We start from the raw sequence: 16,893 nt of genomic DNA, 5'->3' as shown, positions 1-16,893 counted from the left end.
TGCGCATAATTTGAACGGGAGTTTCTATGTACGTTTGTTTATGTAATGGTGTAAGCGACAAAAAAATACGTCAGGCCGTTCGCCAGTTCCAGCCCCAGTCATTCCAGCAGCTTCGCAAATTTGTTCCGGTGGGAAATCAATGCGGTAAATGTGTACGTGCTGCGCGAGAGATCATGCAGGACGAACTGATGCAGATCCCGGAATACAAAGAGATCGCGTAAGCGCCCATCTTTTTTTTGACATCCCTGTAGCCCGATCTACGCTTCAATGAGTGGAAGCGGAGGGACTATATAATGAAAGGTGATGTTAAAATCATAAGTTATCTCAATAAATTATTGGGAAATGAGCTTGTCGCAATCAACCAGTACTTTCTTCACGCGAGAATGTTCAAAAACTGGGGACTCAAACGTTTAAACGACGTTGAGTACCATGAATCTATAGATGAGATGAAACACGCTGATAAATATATCGAGCGTATTTTATTCCTTGAAGGCATTCCAAACCTGCAGGATCTCGGCAAGCTGGGCATCGGAGAAGATGTCGAAGAGATGCTGCGTTCCGACCTCAGGCTGGAGCTTGAAGGTGCCAAAGATCTCCGTGAAGCCATTGCCTACGCAGACAGCGTACATGACTACGTCAGTCGCGATATGATGATCCAGATCCTGGCCGATGAAGAAGGCCATATTGACTGGCTGGAAACGGAGCTGGATCTGATTGCTAAAATCGGCCTGCAAAACTATCTTCAGTCACAGATTAAAGTGGAAGAATAAGCAACGTCTTCCAGCCAACGCATAAACCCGCTGCTGCCAGAGATGGCCCAAAAGGCAGCGGGTTTTTTATTGCCTTCTTATCAGGGCGGATTAACGAAAAAACAAGAATGCAAAGAAGCGCTATCAGCGCCGCGAGTAGCGCCAGCGTAGGCAGTACGCACCAGCCGTGCCATGCGCCAAGCGCCGCCAGGTATTTCACATCGCCATATCCCATACCTTCACGTCGGCGGATAAACCAGTAGCCCCAGTAAATAACGGCAAAACCGATATATCCAGCCATCGCACCCACCACCGCGCTCGGCAGAAAATCAGGATGGATACAGAGCTGAAAGAGCAATCCCGACCATAACAGCGGGCAGAGAAATTTATCGGGAAGCAGACCGTAGCGAATATCGGCATGTACCAGTAAGGCAGTCAGCGAAAGATAGATCAGCAGAAAGGGGAGGGTGGTTAGCATGAAAAAGGCCTCAAGCGGGTTTGAGGGCATACTCGTTATAATCGGCCTAGCTGGCAATGCACAAAAAACGGAGATGCGTAGCGGCTCGAAACAAAGCATCGACGCAGATTACATTGCATAAAATGTTGCGCGCTCTTACGAATACTGCGCCTCTGGCGCTTAATTTCTAAACGGCACTTGCGTCTTGCCCAGATTTACGTATAATGCGCGGGCTTGTCGTAATTGACGGCGGGTTCAATCAGAACCAGAGTAGCTCATTTTGTTACTCAACAATGCTCCCAATTGGGGAGCTACGTAAGAACGGTTACACTCTCCCATCAATCGTAATGGGTTTGAGGAGTAATCATTTTCGTTTATAAAATAATTGGAGCTCTGGTCTCATGCAGAACCAAAGAATCCGTATCCGCCTTAAAGCGTTTGATCATCGTCTGATCGATCAATCAACCGCGGAAATCGTCGAGACTGCTAAGCGCACTGGTGCGCAAGTCCGTGGTCCGATCCCGCTGCCGACCCGCAAAGAGCGCTTCACCGTTCTGATCTCTCCGCACGTTAACAAAGACGCGCGCGATCAGTACGAAATCCGCACTCACAAGCGTCTGGTTGACATCGTTGAGCCAACTGAGAAAACCGTTGATGCTCTGATGCGTCTGGATCTGGCTGCCGGTGTAGACGTGCAGATCAGCCTGGGTTAATCAGGTCATCGAGCGATTGAGAGGTTGAAACAATGATTGGTTTAGTCGGTAAAAAAGTGGGTATGACCCGCATCTTCACTGAAGATGGCGTTTCTATCCCAGTAACCGTAATCGAAGTTGAAGCAAACCGCGTTACTCAGGTTAAAGATCTGGCTAACGATGGCTACCGCGCTATTCAGGTTACCACTGGTGCTAAAAAAGCTAACCGTGTAACCAAACCAGAAGCGGGTCACTTCGCTAAAGCTGGCGTAGAAGCTGGCCGTGGTCTGTGGGAATTCCGTCTTGCTGAAGGCGAAGAGTTCACCGTAGGTCAGGACATTAGCGTTGAGCTGTTTGCTGACGTTAAAAAAGTTGACGTAACCGGTACCTCTAAAGGTAAAGGTTTTGCTGGTACCGTTAAGCGCTGGAACTTCCGTACCCAGGACGCTACTCACGGTAACTCCTTGTCTCACCGCGTTCCGGGTTCTATCGGTCAGAACCAGACTCCGGGCAAAGTGTTCAAAGGCAAGAAAATGGCAGGTCAGCTGGGTAACGAACGTGTAACCGTTCAGAGCCTGGACGTAGTACGTGTTGACGCTGAGCGCAACCTGCTGCTGGTTAAAGGTGCAGTTCCGGGTGCAACCGGTAGCGACCTGATCGTTAAACCAGCTGTGAAGGCGTAAGGGGATAGCAATGGAATTAGTATTGAAAGACGCGCAGAGCGCGCTGACTGTTTCCGAAACTACCTTCGGTCGTGATTTCAACGAAGCGCTGGTTCACCAGGTTGTTGTTGCTTATGCAGCTGGTGCTCGTCAGGGTACTCGTGCTCAGAAGACTCGTGCTGAAGTAACTGGTTCTGGCAAAAAGCCATGGCGCCAGAAAGGTACCGGCCGTGCGCGTTCAGGTTCTATCAAGAGCCCGATCTGGCGTTCAGGTGGCGTGACCTTCGCTGCGCGTCCACAGGACCACAGTCAAAAAGTTAACAAAAAGATGTACCGCGGCGCGCTGAAAAGCATCCTGTCCGAACTGGTACGTCAGGATCGTCTGATCGTTGTCGAGAAGTTCTCTGTTGAAGCGCCTAAAACTAAGCTGCTGGCACAGAAACTGAAAGACATGGCTCTGGAAGATGTGCTGATCATCACCGGTGAGCTGGACGAGAACCTGTTCCTGGCCGCACGTAACCTGCACAAGGTTGACGTACGCGATGCGACTGGTATCGACCCGGTTAGCCTGATCGCCTTCGACAAAGTCGTAATGACTGCTGATGCTGTTAAGCAAGTTGAGGAGATGCTGGCATGATTCGTGAAGAACGTCTGCTGAAGGTGCTTCGCGCACCGCACGTTTCTGAAAAAGCGTCTACTGCGATGGAAAAAACAAACACCATCGTTCTCAAAGTTGCTAAAGACGCGACCAAAGCAGAGATCAAAGCTGCTGTGCAGAAACTGTTTGAAGTCGAAGTCGAAGTCGTTAACACCCTGGTAGTTAAAGGGAAAGTTAAACGTCACGGACAGCGTATCGGTCGTCGTAGCGACTGGAAAAAAGCTTACGTCACCCTGAAAGAAGGCCAGAATCTGGACTTCGTTGGCGGCGCTGAGTAAGTCGGAGGAGTAATACAATGGCAGTTGTTAAATGTAAACCGACATCTCCGGGTCGTCGCCACGTAGTTAAAGTGGTTAACCCTGAGCTGCACAAGGGCAAACCTTTTGCTCCGTTGCTGGAAAAAAACAGCAAATCCGGTGGTCGTAACAACAATGGCCGTATCACCACTCGTCACATCGGTGGTGGCCACAAGCAGGCTTATCGTATTGTTGACTTCAAACGCAACAAAGACGGTATCCCAGCAGTTGTTGAACGTCTTGAGTACGATCCGAACCGTTCCGCGAACATCGCGCTGGTTCTGTACAAAGACGGCGAACGCCGTTACATCCTGGCCCCTAAAGGCCTGAAAGCTGGCGACCAGATTCAGTCTGGCGTTGATGCTGCAATCAAAGCAGGCAACACCCTGCCGATGCGCAATATCCCGGTTGGTTCTACCGTTCATAACGTAGAAATGAAACCAGGTAAAGGCGGTCAGCTGGCACGTTCCGCTGGTACTTACGTTCAGATCGTTGCTCGTGATGGTGCTTATGTCACCCTGCGTCTGCGTTCTGGTGAAATGCGTAAAGTCGAAGCAGACTGCCGCGCTACTCTGGGCGAAGTTGGCAATGCTGAGCATATGCTGCGCGTTCTGGGTAAAGCAGGTGCTGCACGCTGGCGTGGTGTTCGTCCTACCGTTCGCGGTACTGCGATGAACCCAGTCGATCACCCACATGGTGGTGGTGAAGGTCGTAACTTTGGTAAGCACCCGGTATCTCCGTGGGGCGTTCAGACCAAAGGTAAGAAGACCCGCAGCAACAAGCGTACTGATAAATTTATCGTACGTCGCCGTAGCAAATAATTTTAGAGGATAAGCCATGCCACGTTCTCTCAAGAAAGGTCCTTTTATTGACCTGCACTTGCTGAAGAAGGTAGAGAAAGCGGTGGAAAGCGGAGACAAGAAGCCCCTGCGCACTTGGTCCCGTCGTTCAACGATCTTTCCTAACATGATCGGTTTGACCATCGCTGTCCATAATGGTCGTCAGCACGTTCCAGTCTTTGTTACCGACGAAATGGTTGGTCACAAACTGGGGGAATTCGCACCGACTCGTACTTATCGCGGCCACGCTGCTGATAAAAAAGCGAAGAAGAAATAAGGTAGGAGGAAGAGATGGAAACTTTAGCTCAACATCGCCATGCTCGTTCTTCTGCTCAGAAGGTTCGCCTTGTTGCTGACCTGATTCGCGGTAAGAAAGTGTCGCAGGCCCTGGACATCCTGACTTATACCAACAAGAAAGCTGCGGTATTGGTCAAGAAAGTACTGGAATCTGCCATTGCTAACGCTGAACACAACGATGGCGCTGACATCGACGATCTGAAAGTCGCGAAAATTTTCGTAGATGAAGGCCCAAGCATGAAGCGCATTATGCCGCGTGCGAAAGGTCGTGCAGATCGCATCCTGAAGCGCACCAGCCACATTACTGTGGTTGTGTCCGATCGCTGAGACTCTGGAGACTAGCAATGGGTCAGAAAGTACATCCTAATGGTATTCGCCTGGGTATTGTAAAACCATGGAACTCTACCTGGTTTGCGAACACCAAAGAATTCGCTGACAACCTGGACAGCGATTTTAAAGTACGTCAGTACCTGACTAAGGAACTGGCTAAAGCGTCTGTATCTCGTATCGTTATCGAGCGTCCAGCGAAGAGCATCCGTGTGACTATTCACACTGCTCGTCCTGGCATCGTTATCGGTAAGAAAGGCGAAGACGTAGAAAAACTGCGCAAGGTCGTAGCGGATATCGCTGGCGTTCCTGCACAGATCAATATCGCTGAAGTTCGTAAGCCTGAACTGGACGCTAAATTGGTTGCTGACAGCATCACTTCGCAGCTGGAACGTCGTGTTATGTTCCGTCGTGCTATGAAGCGTGCTGTACAGAACGCAATGCGTCTGGGCGCTAAAGGTATCAAAGTTGAAGTTAGCGGCCGTCTGGGCGGCGCGGAAATCGCACGTACCGAATGGTACCGTGAAGGTCGCGTACCGCTGCACACTCTGCGTGCTGACATCGACTACAACACCTCTGAAGCGCACACCACTTACGGTGTAATCGGCGTTAAGGTATGGATCTTCAAAGGTGAGATCCTGGGTGGTATGGCTGCTGTTGAACAACCGGAAAAACCGGCTGCTCAACCTAAAAAGCAGCAGCGTAAAGGCCGTAAATAAGGAGCGTCGCTGATGTTACAACCAAAGCGTACAAAATTCCGTAAAGTGCACAAAGGCCGCAACCGTGGTCTGGCGCAGGGTACGGATGTTAGCTTCGGCACTTTCGGTCTGAAAGCTGTTGGCCGTGGTCGTCTGACTGCACGTCAGATCGAAGCAGCACGTCGTGCAATGACCCGTGCAGTTAAGCGTCAAGGTAAGATCTGGATCCGTGTATTCCCGGACAAACCGATCACCGAGAAGCCGCTGGAAGTTCGTATGGGTAAAGGTAAAGGTAACGTGGAGTACTGGGTTGCCTTGATCCAACCGGGCAAAGTCCTTTATGAAATGGACGGTGTTCCGGAAGAGCTGGCCCGTGAAGCCTTCGGCCTGGCAGCAGCGAAACTGCCTATCAAAACCACCTTTGTAACTAAGACGGTGATGTAATGAAAGCAAAAGAGCTGCGTGAAAAAAGCGTTGAAGAGCTGAACGCTGAGCTGCTGAACCTGCTGCGTGAGCAGTTCAACCTGCGTATGCAGGCTGCAAGTGGCCAGCTGCAACAGACTCACCTGCTGAAGCAAGTGCGTCGCAATGTTGCACGCGTTAAGACTTTACTGACTCAGAAGGCGGGTGCGTAATGACCGATAAAATCCGTACTCTGCAAGGTCGTGTTGTTAGCGACAAAATGGAGAAATCCATTGTTGTAGCTATCGAACGTATTGTGAAACACCCGATCTACGGTAAATTCATCAAGCGTACGACCAAACTGCACGTACATGACGAGAACAACGAATGTGGTATCGGCGACAAGGTTGAAATCCGTGAATGCCGCCCACTGTCCAAGACTAAGTCCTGGACGCTGGTTCGCGTTGTAGAGAAAGCGGTTCTGTAATACAGTACGCCTTCTCAATACGAATAAACGGCTCAGCGATGAGCCGTTTATTTTTTCTACCCATATTGCAGAAGCGGTGTTATAATGCCGCGCCCTCGATATGGGGCTTTTTAACGGCTCTGATTTTAGAGTCTCAGGTAGTAGTTGACATTAGCGGAGCACTAAAATGATCCAAGAACAGACTATGCTGAACGTCGCCGACAACTCCGGTGCACGTCGCGTAATGTGTATCAAGGTTCTGGGTGGCTCGCACCGTCGCTACGCAGGCGTAGGCGACATCATCAAGATCACCATCAAGGAAGCAATTCCACGTGGTAAGGTCAAAAAAGGTGATGTGCTGAAGGCGGTAGTGGTGCGCACCAAGAAGGGTGTTCGTCGCCCTGACGGTTCTGTCATTCGCTTCGATGGTAATGCATGCGTTATTTTAAACAATAACAGCGAGCAGCCTATCGGCACGCGTATCTTTGGGCCGGTAACTCGTGAACTTCGTACTGAGAAGTTCATGAAAATTATCTCTCTGGCACCAGAAGTACTCTAAGGAGCGAATCATGGCAGCGAAAATCCGTCGTGATGACGAAGTTATCGTGTTAACCGGTAAAGATAAAGGTAAACGCGGTAAAGTAAAAAATGTTCTGTCTTCCGGCAAACTTGTCGTTGAAGGTATCAACCTGGTTAAGAAACATCAGAAGCCGGTTCCGGCCCTGAACCAACCAGGTGGCATCGTTGAAAAAGAAGCTGCTATTCAGGTTTCTAACGTTGCAATCTTCAATGCGGCTACCGGCAAGGCTGACCGTGTAGGCTTTAGATTCGAAGACGGCAAAAAAGTCCGTTTCTTCAAGTCTAACAGCGAAACTATCAAGTAATTTGGAGTAGTACGATGGCGAAACTGCATGATTACTACAAAGACGAAGTAGTTAAAAAACTCATGACCGAGTTTAACTACAATTCTGTCATGCAAGTCCCTCGGGTCGAGAAGATCACCCTGAACATGGGTGTTGGTGAAGCGATCGCTGACAAGAAACTGCTGGATAACGCAGCAGCTGACCTGACAGCAATCTCCGGTCAAAAACCGCTGATCACCAAAGCACGCAAATCTGTTGCAGGCTTCAAAATCCGTCAGGGCTATCCGATCGGCTGTAAAGTAACTCTGCGTGGCGAACGCATGTGGGAGTTCTTTGAGCGCCTGATCACTATTGCTGTTCCACGTATCCGTGACTTCCGTGGCTTGTCCGCTAAGTCTTTCGACGGTCGTGGTAACTACAGCATGGGTGTCCGTGAGCAGATCATCTTCCCAGAAATCGACTACGATAAAGTCGACCGCGTGCGTGGTTTGGATATTACCATTACCACTACTGCGAAATCTGACGAAGAAGGCCGTGCTCTGCTGGCTGCCTTTGACTTCCCGTTCCGCAAGTAAGGTAGGGTTACTGAATGGCTAAGCAATCAATGAAAGCACGCGAAGTAAAGCGCGTAGCTTTAGCTGATAAATTCTTCGCTAAACGCGCTGAACTGAAAGCGATCATTTCTGATGTGAACGCTTCCGACGAAGATCGTTGGAATGCGGTTCTCAAGCTGCAGTCTCTGCCGCGTGATTCCAGCCCGTCTCGTCAGCGTAACCGCTGTCGTCAAACAGGTCGTCCACATGGTTATGTGGGCAAGTTTGGGTTGAGCCGTATCAAACTGCGTGAAGCCGCCATGCGCGGTGAAGTGCCAGGCTTGAAAAAGGCTAGCTGGTAATTACCAATTGAATCACGGGAGTAAAGACAGATGAGCATGCAAGATCCGATCGCGGATATGCTGACCCGTATCCGTAACGGTCAGGCCGCGAACAAAGTTGCGGTCACCATGCCTTCCGCCAAGCTGAAAGTGGCAATTGCCAACGTGCTGAAGGAAGAAGGTTTTATCGAAGATTTTAAAGTTGAAGGCGACACCAAGCCGGAACTGGAACTTACTCTCAAGTATTTCCAGGGTAAAGCTGTTGTAGAAAGCATTCAGCGTGTCAGCCGCCCAGGCCTGCGCATCTATAAGAAAAAAGATGAGCTGCCAAAAGTTATGGCTGGTCTTGGTATCGCAGTTGTTTCTACCTCTAAAGGTGTTATGACTGATCGTGCAGCGCGCCAGGCTGGTCTTGGTGGCGAAATTATCTGCTACGTAGCCTAATCGGAGGAAAGAATGTCTCGTGTTGCTAAAGCACCGGTCGTTATTCCTGCCGGCGTTGATGTAAAAATCGACGGTCAGGTTATTACGATCAAAGGTAAAAACGGCGAGCTGACTCGTACCCTCAACAAAGCTGTTGAAGTTAAACATGCAGATAACGCTCTGACCTTCGGTCCACGTGATGGTTTCGTGGATGGATGGGCTCAGGCTGGTACCGCGCGTGCCCTGCTGAACTCAATGGTTGTTGGTGTTACCGAAGGCTTCACTAAAAAGCTTCAGCTGGTTGGTGTAGGTTATCGTGCAGCTATCAAAGGGAATGCAGTAGGCCTGTCTCTGGGCTTCTCACACCCTGTTGAGCATCCGCTGCCGGCCGGTATCACTGCAGAATGCCCGACTCAGACTGAAATCGTGCTGAAAGGCGCTGATAAACAGCTGATCGGTCAGGTTGCAGCAGATCTGCGCGCCTACCGTCGTCCTGAGCCTTACAAAGGCAAGGGTGTTCGTTACGCCGACGAAGTCGTGCGTACCAAAGAGGCTAAGAAGAAGTAAGGTAACACTATGGATAAGAAATCTGCTCGTATCCGTCGTGCGACCCGCGCACGCCGCAAGCTCAAAGAGCTGGGTGCAACTCGCCTGGTGGTACATCGTACCCCGCGTCATATTTACGCACAGGTAATTGCACCGAACGGTTCTGAAGTTCTGGTAGCTGCTTCTACTGTAGAAAAAGCTATTTCAGAACAATTGAAGTACACCGGTAACAAAGACGCCGCTGCAGCTGTAGGTAAAGCTGTTGCTGAACGCGCTCTGGAAAAAGGCATCAGCAATGTTTCCTTTGACCGTTCCGGGTTCCAATATCATGGTCGTGTCCAGGCACTGGCAGATGCTGCCCGTGAAGCTGGCCTTCAGTTCTAAGGTAGAGGTGTAAGATGGCTCACATCGAAAAACAGGCTGGCGAACTGCAGGAAAAGCTGATCGCGGTAAACCGCGTATCTAAAACCGTTAAAGGTGGTCGTATTTTCTCCTTCACAGCTCTGACTGTAGTAGGCGATGGTAACGGTCGCGTTGGTTTTGGTTACGGTAAAGCGCGTGAAGTTCCAGCAGCGATCCAGAAAGCGATGGAAAAAGCCCGTCGCAACATGATTAACGTCGCGCTGAACAACGGCACCCTGCAGCACCCAGTTAAAGGTGTTCACACGGGTTCTCGTGTATTCATGCAGCCAGCTTCAGAAGGTACCGGTATCATCGCCGGTGGTGCAATGCGCGCCGTTCTGGAAGTTGCTGGGGTTCATAACGTTCTGGCTAAAGCATATGGTTCCACCAACCCGATCAACGTGGTTCGTGCAACTATTGATGGCCTGGAAAATATGAATTCTCCAGAAATGGTCGCTGCCAAGCGTGGTAAATCCGTTGAAGAAATTCTGGGGTAATTGACCATGGCAAAGACTATTAAAATCACTCAAACCCGCAGTGCAATCGGTCGTCTGCCGAAACACAAGGCAACGCTGCTTGGCCTGGGTCTGCGTCGTATTGGTCATACCGTTGAGCGCGAGGATACTCCTGCTGTTCGTGGTATGGTCAACGCGGTTTACTTCATGGTTAAAGTTGAGGAGTAAGAGATGCGTTTAAATACTCTGTCTCCGGCCGAAGGCTCTAAAAAGGCGGGTAAACGCCTGGGTCGTGGTATCGGTTCTGGCCTCGGTAAAACCGGTGGTCGTGGTCACAAAGGTCAGAACTCTCGTTCTGGCGGTGGCGTACGTCGCGGTTTCGAGGGTGGCCAGATGCCACTGTACCGTCGTCTGCCGAAGTTCGGCTTCACCTCTCGCAAAGCAGCGATCACAGCGGAAATCCGTCTGTCTGACCTGGCGAAAGTTGAAGGCGGCGTTGTAGACCTGAACACGCTGAAAGCAGCAAACATTATCGGTATCCAGATCGAGTTCGCGAAAGTGATCCTGGCTGGTGAAGTTTCTACTCCGGTAACTGTTCGTGGCCTGCGTGTTACTAAAGGTGCTCGTGCTGCTATCGAAGCTGCTGGCGGTAAAATTGAGGAATAAGTAGCAGATGGCTAAGCAACCGGGATTAGATTTTCAAAGTGCCAAAGGTGGATTTGGCGAGCTGAAACGCAGACTGCTGTTTGTTATCGGCGCGCTGATTGTGTTCCGTATTGGCTCTTTTATTCCGATCCCTGGTATCGATGCCGCTGTACTTGCCAAACTGCTTGAGCAACAGCGAGGCACCATCATTGAAATGTTCAACATGTTCTCTGGTGGTGCTCTCAGCCGTGCTTCTATCTTTGCATTGGGTATTATGCCGTACATTTCGGCATCTATTATTATCCAGCTGCTGACGGTCGTTCATCCGGCCCTGGCAGAGTTGAAGAAAGAAGGGGAGTCTGGACGTCGTAAGATTAGTCAGTACACCCGTTACGGTACTCTGGTGCTGGCAATATTCCAGTCGATCGGTATTGCTACCGGTCTGCCGAATATGCCTGGTATGCAGGGCCTGGTGTTAAACCCGGGCTTTGCATTCTACTTCACCGCTGTTGTAAGTCTGGTCACAGGGACAATGTTCCTGATGTGGCTCGGCGAACAGATTACTGAGCGTGGTATCGGTAACGGTATCTCAATCATCATCTTCGCCGGTATTGTTGCGGGCCTCCCGCCAGCCATCGCCCATACTATCGAGCAAGCGCGTCAAGGCGACCTGCACTTCCTCCTGTTGCTGTTGGTTGCAGTATTAGTATTTGCAGTGACGTTCTTTGTTGTCTTCGTTGAACGTGGTCAACGCCGCATTGTGGTGAACTACGCTAAACGTCAGCAAGGTCGTCGTGTCTATGCTGCACAGAGCACACATTTACCGCTGAAAGTGAACATGGCGGGGGTTATCCCGGCTATCTTCGCTTCCAGTATTATTCTGTTCCCGGCGACCATCGCGTCATGGTTCGGGGGCGGTACTGGTTGGAACTGGCTGACAACAATTTCGCTGTATTTGCAGCCTGGGCAACCACTTTATGTGTTACTCTATGCGTCTGCGATCATCTTCTTCTGTTTCTTCTACACGGCGTTGGTCTTCAACCCGCGTGAAACAGCAGATAACCTGAAGAAGTCCGGTGCATTTGTACCAGGAATTCGTCCGGGAGAGCAAACGGCGAAGTATATCGATAAAGTAATGACCCGCCTGACTTTGGTTGGTGCGCTCTATATTACTTTTATCTGCCTGATCCCGGAGTTCATGCGTGATGCAATGAAAGTACCGTTCTACTTCGGTGGGACCTCACTGCTTATCGTTGTTGTCGTGATTATGGACTTTATGGCTCAAGTGCAAACTCTGATGATGTCCAGTCAGTATGAGTCTGCATTGAAGAAGGCGAACCTGAAAGGCTACGGCCGCTAATTGGTCGCCTGAGAAGTTACGGAGAGTAAAAATGAAAGTTCGTGCTTCCGTCAAGAAATTATGCCGTAACTGCAAAATCGTTAAGCGTGATGGTGTCATCCGTGTGATTTGCAGTGCCGAGCCGAAGCATAAACAGCGCCAAGGCTGATTATTTCGCATATTTTTCTTGCAAAGTTGGGTTGAGCTGGCTAGATTAGCCAGCCAATCTTTTGTATGTCTGTACGTTTCCATTTGAGTATCCTGAAAACGGGCTTTTCAGCATGGTGCGTACATATTAAATAGTAGGAGTGCATAGTGGCCCGTATAGCAGGCATTAACATTCCTGATCAGAAACATGCTGTGATCGCATTAACTTCGATCTACGGCGTCGGCAAGACCCGTTCTAAAGCCATTCTGGCTGCAGCGGGTATCGCTGAAGATGTTAAGATCAGTGAGCTGTCTGAAGAACAAATCGACACGCTGCGTGACGAAGTTGCCAAATTTGTCGTTGAAGGTGATCTGCGCCGTGAAATCAGCATGAGCATCAAGCGCCTGATGGATCTTGGTTGCTATCGCGGTTTGCGTCATCGTCGTGGTCTGCCAGTGCGCGGTCAGCGTACTAAGACCAACGCACGTACCCGTAAGGGTCCGCGCAAACCGATCAAGAAATAATCGGGGTGATTGAATAATGGCAAAGGCACCAGTTCGTGCACGTAAACGTGTAAGAAAACAAGTCTCTGACGGCGTGGCTCATATCCATGCTTCTTTCAACAACACCATCGTTACTATTACTGATCGTCAGGGTAACGCATTGGGTTGGGCAACAGCCGGTGGTTCCGGTTTCCGTGGTTCTCGCAAATCCACTCCGTTCGCAGCTCAGGTTGCAGCAGAGCGTTGCGCTGAAGCCGTAAAAGAATACGGTATCAAGAATCTGGAAGTTATGGTTAAAGGTCCGGGTCCGGGTCGTGAATCTACTGTTCGCGCTCTGAACGCCGCTGGTTTCCGCATCACGAATATTACTGATGTGACTCCGATCCCTCATAACGGTTGTCGTCCGCCGAAAAAACGTCGCGTATAACGCTCCGTTTTTTAGGTTAGTTGGAGATAGAAAATGGCAAGATATTTGGGTCCTAAGCTCAAGCTGAGCCGTCGTGAGGGCACCGACTTATTCCTTAAGTCTGGCGTTCGCGCGATCGATACCAAGTGTAAAATTGAACAAGCTCCTGGCCAGCACGGTGCGCGTAAACCGCGTCTGTCTGACTATGGTGTGCAGTTGCGTGAAAAGCAAAAAGTTCGCCGTATGTACGGTGTGCTGGAGCGTCAGTTCCGTAACTACTATAAAGAAGCAGCACGTCTGAAAGGCAACACAGGTGAAAACCTGTTGGCTCTGCTGGAAGGTCGTCTGGACAACGTTGTATACCGTATGGGCTTCGGCGCTACTCGTGCTGAATCACGTCAGCTGGTTAGCCACAAAGCAATCATGGTAAACGGTCGTGTTGTTAACATCGCTTCTTATCAGGTTAAAGCGAATGACGTTGTTAGCATTCGTGAGAAAGCGAAAAAGCAATCTCGCGTGAAGGCCGCTCTGGAGCTGGCTGAGCAGCGTGAAAAGCCAACCTGGCTGGAAGTTGATGCTGGCAAGATGGAAGGTACGTTCAAGCGTCAGCCAGAACGTTCTGATCTGTCTGCGGACATTAACGAACACCTGATCGTCGAGCTTTACTCCAAGTAAAGCTTAGTACCAAAGAGAGGACACAATGCAGGGTTCTGTGACAGAGTTTCTAAAACCGCGCCTGGTAGATATCGAGCAAGTGAGTTCGACGCACGCCAAGGTGACCCTTGAGCCTTTAGAGCGTGGCTTTGGCCATACTCTGGGTAACGCACTGCGCCGTATTCTGCTCTCATCGATGCCGGGTTGCGCGGTGACCGAGGTTGAGATTGATGGTGTACTTCATGAGTACAGCACCAAAGAAGGCGTTCAGGAAGATATCCTTGAAATCCTGCTCAACCTGAAAGGGCTGGCGGTGAGAGTTCAGGGTAAAGATGAAGTTATTCTTACTCTGAATAAATCTGGCATTGGCCCTGTGACTGCAGCCGACATCACCCACGACGGTGATGTTGAAATCGTCAAGCCGCAGCACGTGATCTGCCACCTGACCGATGAGAACGCAGCGATTAGCATGCGTATCAAAGTTCAGCGCGGTCGTGGTTATGTGCCGGCTTCTGCCCGAATTCATTCGGAAGAAGATGAGCGCCCAATCGGCCGTCTGCTGGTCGACGCATGCTACAGCCCTGTAGAGCGTATTGCCTACAATGTTGAAGCAGCGCGTGTAGAACAGCGTACCGACCTGGACAAGCTGGTCATCGAAATGGAAACCAACGGCACAATCGATCCTGAAGAGGCGATTCGTCGTGCGGCAACCATCCTGGCAGAACAACTGGAAGCTTTCGTTGACTTACGTGATGTACGTCAGCCGGAAGTGAAAGAAGAGAAACCAGAATTCGATCCGATCCTGCTGCGCCCTGTTGACGATCTCGAGTTGACTGTCCGCTCTGCTAACTGCCTCAAGGCAGAAGCTATCCACTATATCGGTGATCTGGTACAGCGTACCGAGGTTGAGTTGCTGAAAACGCCGAACCTGGGTAAAAAATCTCTTACTGAGATTAAAGACGTGCTGGCTTCTCGTGGTCTGTCTCTGGGCATGCGCCTGGAAAACTGGCCACCGGCAAGCATTGCTGACGAGTAACCGGATCACAGGTTAAGGTTTTACTGAGAAGGATAAGGTCATGCGCCATCGTAAGAGTGGTCGTCAACTGAACCGCAACAGCAGCCATCGCCAGGCTATGTTCCGCAACATGGCAGGTTCACTGGTTCGTCATGAGATCATCAAGACGACCCTGCCTAAAGCGAAAGAGCTGCGTCGCGTAGTTGAGCCGCTGATTACTCTTGCCAAGACTGACAGCGTTGCTAATCGTCGTCTGGCATTCGCCCGTACTCGTGATAACGAGATCGTGGCAAAACTGTTTAACGAACTGGGCCCGCGTTTCGCGAGCCGTGCCGGTGGTTACACTCGCATTCTGAAGTGTGGTTTCCGTGCAGGCGACAACGCGCCGATGGCTTACATCGAGCTGGTTGATCGTTCAGAGAAAGCAGAAGCTGCTGCAGAGTAATCTGCAGTAACGTAAAAAAACCCGCTCCGGCGGGTTTTTTTATATCCGTGATATCCCCACTTCTCTACAATGTCTGTATCAATTCTGTTCATCCTTGGAGCTGGTAATGTGGTTGCTCGACCAGTGGGCAGAACGCCATATTCGTGATGCCCAAAAAAAAGGCGAATTCGACGATCTTCCAGGAAGCGGCGAACCTCTTGTGCTTGAAGACGATTCCCACATCTCGCCTGAATTACGGGCTGGATACCGTTTACTGAAAAATGCAGGCTGTCTCCCTCCGGAGCTTGAACAGCGCAGAGAGGCTGTTGAACTGGCCGATCTGCTTAAAGGCCTCCGTCAGGACGATCCGCGACATTCTGAACTTAGCCGTCGTCTCACCCTGCTTGAACTCAAGCTTCGCCAGGCAGGAATGAACACTGACTTTCTGCACGGTGAATACGGTGAAAGATTGATGCAGAAATTAAATGAGGAGTAGCTATGTACCGTATCGGTGAACTTGCGAAGCTCGCTAACGTCACGCCGGATACCATTCGATATTACGAAAAGCAGCAGATGATCGATCATGAGGTTCGTACTGAAGGTGGCTTTCGACTTTATACCGATAACGATCTGCAGCGCCTGCGGTTTATTCGTTATGCGCGCCAGCTCGGTTTCACATTAGACTCGATCCGCGAACTTTTATCGATCCGCATCGATCCGGCACATCACACCTGCCAGGAGTCTAAAAGCATTGTGCAGGCTCGTCTGGATGAAGTGGAAGCACGCATTCAGGAGCTGCAAACCATGCAGCGCTCTCTGCAAAGGCTGAATGATGCCTGCTGCGGTACGGCCCACAGCAGTATTTATTGTTCCATTCTGGAAGCTCTTGAACAGGGAGCGAGTGGAGAAACGCAGGGCTGTTGATTTTTAGTTCATCCGGGTCTAGACTCCCGTCGTCATAAACCATGCTCAGGAGAATTTATGAGCCGCTATCAGCACACGAAAGGTCAGATCAAAGACAATGCCATTGAGGCACTACTTCACGACCCGCTATTCAGACAGCGCGTTGAGAAGAATAAAAAAGGGAAAGGAAGTTATCTGCGTAAAGACAAGCATGAAAAACGGGGTAACTGGGAGGCCAGTGGCAAGCAAGCGAATCGCTTATTTACCACTGGCCTTCCTGCTTTAAGCTTTTGATTAAACGCGGTTGTTCTGCTCTTTTAACAGATCGCGGATCTCACTCAGCAGCACTTCTTCTTTCGTTGGTGCAGGTGCTGCAGCTGGCTCTTCTTTCTTACGATTGAGCCTGTTGATCAGCTTGATAGCCATAAAAATGGCAAACGCGACAATCACAAAATCAAATACGTTCTGAATGAATACGCCGTAGTGCATCACGACCGCCGGCACATCACCCTGTGCTTCACGCAGCGTGAAAGCGAACTGTTTGAAATCTATGCCCCCGATTAACAACCCTAAAGGTGGCATGATAATGTCGGCCACTAATGATGAAACAATCTTGCCGAATGCCGCACCAATAATGACACCCACAGCTAAATCCACCACGTTCCCGCGCATCGCAAATTCGCGAAATTCTTTAATAAAACTCATTGTTCTCTCCTTGTGCCAGCTGACGAGTTTAAGTTTAACAAATGA

35 protein-coding genes are annotated in these 16,893 nt (G+C 50.2%); 33 read left to right on the top strand and 2 right to left on the bottom strand.

Annotated features, from left to right (window positions below):
- The first annotated feature begins 26 nt into the window (after positions 1-26).
- Both bfd and bfr read left to right on the top strand, forming a co-directional pair.
- Positions 27-221 carry a bacterioferritin-associated ferredoxin gene (bfd, locus tag ELK40_RS20745; protein WP_008503493.1) on the top strand — a complete coding sequence of 65 codons (195 nt, stop codon included), beginning with the start codon at positions 27-29 and terminating at the stop codon, positions 219-221.
- A gap of 72 nt (positions 222-293) precedes the next feature.
- Positions 294-770, top strand: a complete 477-nt coding sequence (gene bfr, locus ELK40_RS20740) for a bacterioferritin (protein ID WP_008503492.1) — start codon at positions 294-296, stop codon at positions 768-770.
- On the opposite strand, the gene ELK40_RS20735 is transcribed toward bfr, so the two are convergent.
- Complete coding sequence (locus ELK40_RS20735; RefSeq protein WP_127732454.1) at positions 754-1,227, bottom strand: A24 family peptidase; 474 nt, start codon at positions 1,225-1,227, stop codon at positions 754-756. The genes bfr and ELK40_RS20735 overlap by 17 nt on opposite strands.
- Positions 1,228-1,607: 380 nt before the next feature.
- On the opposite strand from ELK40_RS20735, the gene rpsJ reads away from it, so the two are divergent.
- The 31 genes from rpsJ to ELK40_RS20580 all read left to right on the top strand — a co-directional run bounded on the left by rpsJ (position 1,608) and on the right by ELK40_RS20580 (position 16,437).
- Positions 1,608-1,919: a 30S ribosomal protein S10 gene (gene rpsJ / locus ELK40_RS20730; RefSeq protein ID WP_001181005.1), complete on the top strand. Its 312-nt coding sequence runs from the start codon at positions 1,608-1,610 to the stop codon at positions 1,917-1,919.
- A 32-nt stretch (positions 1,920-1,951) separates the two neighbouring features.
- A complete protein-coding gene (rplC, locus tag ELK40_RS20725; protein ID WP_003863274.1) occupies positions 1,952-2,581 on the top strand; it encodes a 50S ribosomal protein L3 in 630 nt (209 codons plus the stop codon).
- A 10-nt stretch (positions 2,582-2,591) separates the two neighbouring features.
- Positions 2,592-3,197 (top strand): 50S ribosomal protein L4, encoded by a 606-nt coding sequence (gene rplD / locus ELK40_RS20720; protein ID WP_000424395.1) that lies wholly within the window; start codon positions 2,592-2,594, stop codon positions 3,195-3,197.
- Positions 3,194-3,496 carry a 50S ribosomal protein L23 gene (rplW, locus tag ELK40_RS20715; protein ID WP_000617546.1) on the top strand — a complete coding sequence of 101 codons (303 nt, stop codon included), beginning with the start codon at positions 3,194-3,196 and terminating at the stop codon, positions 3,494-3,496. Before rplD ends, rplW begins: the two co-directional genes overlap by 4 nt.
- A 17-nt stretch (positions 3,497-3,513) precedes the next feature.
- Positions 3,514-4,335 (top strand): 50S ribosomal protein L2, encoded by an 822-nt coding sequence (gene rplB / locus ELK40_RS20710; protein ID WP_008457150.1) that lies wholly within the window; start codon positions 3,514-3,516, stop codon positions 4,333-4,335.
- A 16-nt stretch (positions 4,336-4,351) separates the two neighbouring features.
- On the top strand, positions 4,352-4,630 hold the full coding sequence (gene rpsS, locus ELK40_RS20705) for a 30S ribosomal protein S19 (protein WP_001138117.1): 279 nt from the start codon (positions 4,352-4,354) through the stop codon (positions 4,628-4,630).
- 14 nt (positions 4,631-4,644) lie between these two features.
- The gene (gene rplV / locus ELK40_RS20700; RefSeq protein ID WP_002919773.1) at positions 4,645-4,977 is read left to right on the top strand and encodes a 50S ribosomal protein L22; all 333 of its coding nucleotides are present in this window, start codon (positions 4,645-4,647) and stop codon (positions 4,975-4,977) included.
- A 17-nt stretch (positions 4,978-4,994) separates the two neighbouring features.
- On the top strand, positions 4,995-5,696 hold the full coding sequence (gene rpsC, locus ELK40_RS20695; RefSeq protein ID WP_000529945.1) for a 30S ribosomal protein S3: 702 nt from the start codon (positions 4,995-4,997) through the stop codon (positions 5,694-5,696).
- 12 nt (positions 5,697-5,708) lie between these two features.
- Complete coding sequence (gene rplP, locus ELK40_RS20690; RefSeq protein ID WP_002919759.1) at positions 5,709-6,119, top strand: 50S ribosomal protein L16; 411 nt, start codon at positions 5,709-5,711, stop codon at positions 6,117-6,119.
- Complete coding sequence (rpmC, locus tag ELK40_RS20685) at positions 6,119-6,310, top strand: 50S ribosomal protein L29 (RefSeq protein WP_003863282.1); 192 nt, start codon at positions 6,119-6,121, stop codon at positions 6,308-6,310. Before rplP ends, rpmC begins: the two co-directional genes overlap by 1 nt.
- Complete coding sequence (rpsQ, locus tag ELK40_RS20680) at positions 6,310-6,564, top strand: 30S ribosomal protein S17 (protein WP_008503489.1); 255 nt, start codon at positions 6,310-6,312, stop codon at positions 6,562-6,564. The genes rpmC and rpsQ overlap by 1 nt, the downstream gene beginning before the upstream one ends.
- A gap of 166 nt (positions 6,565-6,730) precedes the next feature.
- Positions 6,731-7,102, top strand: coding sequence for a 50S ribosomal protein L14 (rplN, locus tag ELK40_RS20675; RefSeq protein ID WP_002919748.1), 372 nt, complete (start codon positions 6,731-6,733; stop codon positions 7,100-7,102).
- Positions 7,103-7,112: 10 nt separating this feature from the next.
- The gene (rplX, locus tag ELK40_RS20670) at positions 7,113-7,427 is read left to right on the top strand and encodes a 50S ribosomal protein L24 (RefSeq protein WP_003863287.1); all 315 of its coding nucleotides are present in this window, start codon (positions 7,113-7,115) and stop codon (positions 7,425-7,427) included.
- Between the two features lie 14 nt (positions 7,428-7,441).
- Positions 7,442-7,981: a 50S ribosomal protein L5 gene (rplE, locus tag ELK40_RS20665; protein WP_001096202.1), complete on the top strand. Its 540-nt coding sequence runs from the start codon at positions 7,442-7,444 to the stop codon at positions 7,979-7,981.
- Positions 7,982-7,995: 14 nt separating this feature from the next.
- Positions 7,996-8,301 (top strand): 30S ribosomal protein S14, encoded by a 306-nt coding sequence (gene rpsN / locus ELK40_RS20660; RefSeq protein WP_003863291.1) that lies wholly within the window; start codon positions 7,996-7,998, stop codon positions 8,299-8,301.
- A gap of 30 nt (positions 8,302-8,331) precedes the next feature.
- Positions 8,332-8,724, top strand: a complete 393-nt coding sequence (gene rpsH / locus ELK40_RS20655) for a 30S ribosomal protein S8 (protein ID WP_006178918.1) — start codon at positions 8,332-8,334, stop codon at positions 8,722-8,724.
- A gap of 12 nt (positions 8,725-8,736) precedes the next feature.
- Positions 8,737-9,270, top strand: coding sequence for a 50S ribosomal protein L6 (rplF, locus tag ELK40_RS20650; protein WP_003863296.1), 534 nt, complete (start codon positions 8,737-8,739; stop codon positions 9,268-9,270).
- A 9-nt stretch (positions 9,271-9,279) separates the two neighbouring features.
- Complete coding sequence (gene rplR / locus ELK40_RS20645) at positions 9,280-9,633, top strand: 50S ribosomal protein L18 (RefSeq protein WP_003863297.1); 354 nt, start codon at positions 9,280-9,282, stop codon at positions 9,631-9,633.
- A 14-nt stretch (positions 9,634-9,647) separates the two neighbouring features.
- Entirely contained in the window at positions 9,648-10,148 is a 501-nt protein-coding gene (gene rpsE / locus ELK40_RS20640) for a 30S ribosomal protein S5 (protein WP_003863299.1), read from the top strand.
- 6 nt (positions 10,149-10,154) lie between these two features.
- Positions 10,155-10,334: a 50S ribosomal protein L30 gene (gene rpmD / locus ELK40_RS20635; RefSeq protein WP_003863301.1), complete on the top strand. Its 180-nt coding sequence runs from the start codon at positions 10,155-10,157 to the stop codon at positions 10,332-10,334.
- Between the two features lie 3 nt (positions 10,335-10,337).
- Complete coding sequence (rplO, locus tag ELK40_RS20630) at positions 10,338-10,772, top strand: 50S ribosomal protein L15 (RefSeq protein WP_003863304.1); 435 nt, start codon at positions 10,338-10,340, stop codon at positions 10,770-10,772.
- A gap of 7 nt (positions 10,773-10,779) precedes the next feature.
- A complete protein-coding gene (secY, locus tag ELK40_RS20625; protein ID WP_003863305.1) occupies positions 10,780-12,111 on the top strand; it encodes a preprotein translocase subunit SecY in 1,332 nt (443 codons plus the stop codon).
- 31 nt (positions 12,112-12,142) lie between these two features.
- On the top strand, positions 12,143-12,259 hold the full coding sequence (gene rpmJ / locus ELK40_RS20620) for a 50S ribosomal protein L36 (protein WP_000868187.1): 117 nt from the start codon (positions 12,143-12,145) through the stop codon (positions 12,257-12,259).
- Between the two features lie 146 nt (positions 12,260-12,405).
- Positions 12,406-12,762 (top strand): 30S ribosomal protein S13, encoded by a 357-nt coding sequence (gene rpsM, locus ELK40_RS20615; RefSeq protein WP_003863308.1) that lies wholly within the window; start codon positions 12,406-12,408, stop codon positions 12,760-12,762.
- Between the two features lie 16 nt (positions 12,763-12,778).
- Positions 12,779-13,168 carry a 30S ribosomal protein S11 gene (rpsK, locus tag ELK40_RS20610; protein WP_003863312.1) on the top strand — a complete coding sequence of 130 codons (390 nt, stop codon included), beginning with the start codon at positions 12,779-12,781 and terminating at the stop codon, positions 13,166-13,168.
- A gap of 33 nt (positions 13,169-13,201) precedes the next feature.
- The gene (gene rpsD / locus ELK40_RS20605) at positions 13,202-13,822 is read left to right on the top strand and encodes a 30S ribosomal protein S4 (RefSeq protein WP_004868345.1); all 621 of its coding nucleotides are present in this window, start codon (positions 13,202-13,204) and stop codon (positions 13,820-13,822) included.
- A gap of 25 nt (positions 13,823-13,847) precedes the next feature.
- On the top strand, positions 13,848-14,837 hold the full coding sequence (gene rpoA / locus ELK40_RS20600; protein ID WP_002919219.1) for a DNA-directed RNA polymerase subunit alpha: 990 nt from the start codon (positions 13,848-13,850) through the stop codon (positions 14,835-14,837).
- 40 nt (positions 14,838-14,877) lie between these two features.
- On the top strand, positions 14,878-15,261 hold the full coding sequence (gene rplQ / locus ELK40_RS20595; RefSeq protein WP_001216368.1) for a 50S ribosomal protein L17: 384 nt from the start codon (positions 14,878-14,880) through the stop codon (positions 15,259-15,261).
- Between the two features lie 106 nt (positions 15,262-15,367).
- Positions 15,368-15,736, top strand: coding sequence for a DUF1992 domain-containing protein (locus ELK40_RS20590; RefSeq protein WP_127732452.1), 369 nt, complete (start codon positions 15,368-15,370; stop codon positions 15,734-15,736).
- A gap of 2 nt (positions 15,737-15,738) precedes the next feature.
- A complete protein-coding gene (gene zntR / locus ELK40_RS20585; RefSeq protein ID WP_014833516.1) occupies positions 15,739-16,164 on the top strand; it encodes a Zn(2+)-responsive transcriptional regulator in 426 nt (141 codons plus the stop codon).
- Positions 16,165-16,221: 57 nt separating this feature from the next.
- A complete protein-coding gene (locus tag ELK40_RS20580; protein ID WP_111966064.1) occupies positions 16,222-16,437 on the top strand; it encodes an alternative ribosome-rescue factor A in 216 nt (71 codons plus the stop codon).
- Here the strand turns inward: ELK40_RS20580 and mscL are convergent, their stop codons facing one another.
- Positions 16,438-16,848, bottom strand: coding sequence for a large-conductance mechanosensitive channel protein MscL (mscL, locus tag ELK40_RS20575; protein ID WP_023309449.1), 411 nt, complete (start codon positions 16,846-16,848; stop codon positions 16,438-16,440).
- Positions 16,849-16,893: the final 45 nt, after the last annotated feature.

Origin of the sequence: Enterobacter sp. N18-03635 (assembly GCF_004006055.1) — a bacterium.
In the GTDB taxonomy this organism is placed as follows: domain Bacteria; phylum Pseudomonadota; class Gammaproteobacteria; order Enterobacterales; family Enterobacteriaceae; genus Enterobacter; species Enterobacter vonholyi.
The sequence above is the reverse complement of the archived record's forward strand: the minus strand, read 5'-3'. Positions and strand labels throughout refer to the sequence as shown.

Bases quoted from the DNA above. Each gene is read 5' to 3' on its own strand.
- rplF (WP_003863296.1), top strand. From the start codon at position 8,737: ATGTCTCGTGTTGCTAAAGCACCGGTCGTTATTCCTGCCGGCGTTGAT.
- rpsD (WP_004868345.1), top strand. From the start codon at position 13,202: ATGGCAAGATATTTGGGTCCTAAGCTCAAGCTGAGCCGTCGTGAGGGC.
- ELK40_RS20590 (WP_127732452.1), top strand. From the start codon at position 15,368: ATGTGGTTGCTCGACCAGTGGGCAGAACGCCATATTCGTGATGCCCAA.
- rplE (WP_001096202.1), top strand. From the start codon at position 7,442: ATGGCGAAACTGCATGATTACTACAAAGACGAAGTAGTTAAAAAACTC.
- rplN (WP_002919748.1), top strand. From the start codon at position 6,731: ATGATCCAAGAACAGACTATGCTGAACGTCGCCGACAACTCCGGTGCA.
- zntR (WP_014833516.1), top strand. From the start codon at position 15,739: ATGTACCGTATCGGTGAACTTGCGAAGCTCGCTAACGTCACGCCGGAT.
- rplB (WP_008457150.1), top strand. From the start codon at position 3,514: ATGGCAGTTGTTAAATGTAAACCGACATCTCCGGGTCGTCGCCACGTA.
- mscL (WP_023309449.1), bottom strand. From the start codon at position 16,848: ATGAGTTTTATTAAAGAATTTCGCGAATTTGCGATGCGCGGGAACGTG.
- ELK40_RS20735 (WP_127732454.1), bottom strand. From the start codon at position 1,227: ATGCTAACCACCCTCCCCTTTCTGCTGATCTATCTTTCGCTGACTGCC.
- rpsH (WP_006178918.1), top strand. From the start codon at position 8,332: ATGAGCATGCAAGATCCGATCGCGGATATGCTGACCCGTATCCGTAAC.
- rpsJ (WP_001181005.1), top strand. From the start codon at position 1,608: ATGCAGAACCAAAGAATCCGTATCCGCCTTAAAGCGTTTGATCATCGT.
- rplP (WP_002919759.1), top strand. From the start codon at position 5,709: ATGTTACAACCAAAGCGTACAAAATTCCGTAAAGTGCACAAAGGCCGC.
- rplW (WP_000617546.1), top strand. From the start codon at position 3,194: ATGATTCGTGAAGAACGTCTGCTGAAGGTGCTTCGCGCACCGCACGTT.
- ELK40_RS20580 (WP_111966064.1), top strand. From the start codon at position 16,222: ATGAGCCGCTATCAGCACACGAAAGGTCAGATCAAAGACAATGCCATT.
- secY (WP_003863305.1), top strand. From the start codon at position 10,780: ATGGCTAAGCAACCGGGATTAGATTTTCAAAGTGCCAAAGGTGGATTT.
- rplD (WP_000424395.1), top strand. From the start codon at position 2,592: ATGGAATTAGTATTGAAAGACGCGCAGAGCGCGCTGACTGTTTCCGAA.
- rpmD (WP_003863301.1), top strand. From the start codon at position 10,155: ATGGCAAAGACTATTAAAATCACTCAAACCCGCAGTGCAATCGGTCGT.
- rpmJ (WP_000868187.1), top strand. From the start codon at position 12,143: ATGAAAGTTCGTGCTTCCGTCAAGAAATTATGCCGTAACTGCAAAATC.
- rplR (WP_003863297.1), top strand. From the start codon at position 9,280: ATGGATAAGAAATCTGCTCGTATCCGTCGTGCGACCCGCGCACGCCGC.
- rpoA (WP_002919219.1), top strand. From the start codon at position 13,848: ATGCAGGGTTCTGTGACAGAGTTTCTAAAACCGCGCCTGGTAGATATC.
- rpsK (WP_003863312.1), top strand. From the start codon at position 12,779: ATGGCAAAGGCACCAGTTCGTGCACGTAAACGTGTAAGAAAACAAGTC.
- rplQ (WP_001216368.1), top strand. From the start codon at position 14,878: ATGCGCCATCGTAAGAGTGGTCGTCAACTGAACCGCAACAGCAGCCAT.
- bfd (WP_008503493.1), top strand. From the start codon at position 27: ATGTACGTTTGTTTATGTAATGGTGTAAGCGACAAAAAAATACGTCAG.
- rpsC (WP_000529945.1), top strand. From the start codon at position 4,995: ATGGGTCAGAAAGTACATCCTAATGGTATTCGCCTGGGTATTGTAAAA.
- rpsE (WP_003863299.1), top strand. From the start codon at position 9,648: ATGGCTCACATCGAAAAACAGGCTGGCGAACTGCAGGAAAAGCTGATC.
- rpsN (WP_003863291.1), top strand. From the start codon at position 7,996: ATGGCTAAGCAATCAATGAAAGCACGCGAAGTAAAGCGCGTAGCTTTA.
- rpsS (WP_001138117.1), top strand. From the start codon at position 4,352: ATGCCACGTTCTCTCAAGAAAGGTCCTTTTATTGACCTGCACTTGCTG.
- bfr (WP_008503492.1), top strand. From the start codon at position 294: ATGAAAGGTGATGTTAAAATCATAAGTTATCTCAATAAATTATTGGGA.
- rplO (WP_003863304.1), top strand. From the start codon at position 10,338: ATGCGTTTAAATACTCTGTCTCCGGCCGAAGGCTCTAAAAAGGCGGGT.
- rplC (WP_003863274.1), top strand. From the start codon at position 1,952: ATGATTGGTTTAGTCGGTAAAAAAGTGGGTATGACCCGCATCTTCACT.
- rplX (WP_003863287.1), top strand. From the start codon at position 7,113: ATGGCAGCGAAAATCCGTCGTGATGACGAAGTTATCGTGTTAACCGGT.
- rpsQ (WP_008503489.1), top strand. From the start codon at position 6,310: ATGACCGATAAAATCCGTACTCTGCAAGGTCGTGTTGTTAGCGACAAA.
- rplV (WP_002919773.1), top strand. From the start codon at position 4,645: ATGGAAACTTTAGCTCAACATCGCCATGCTCGTTCTTCTGCTCAGAAG.
- rpmC (WP_003863282.1), top strand. From the start codon at position 6,119: ATGAAAGCAAAAGAGCTGCGTGAAAAAAGCGTTGAAGAGCTGAACGCT.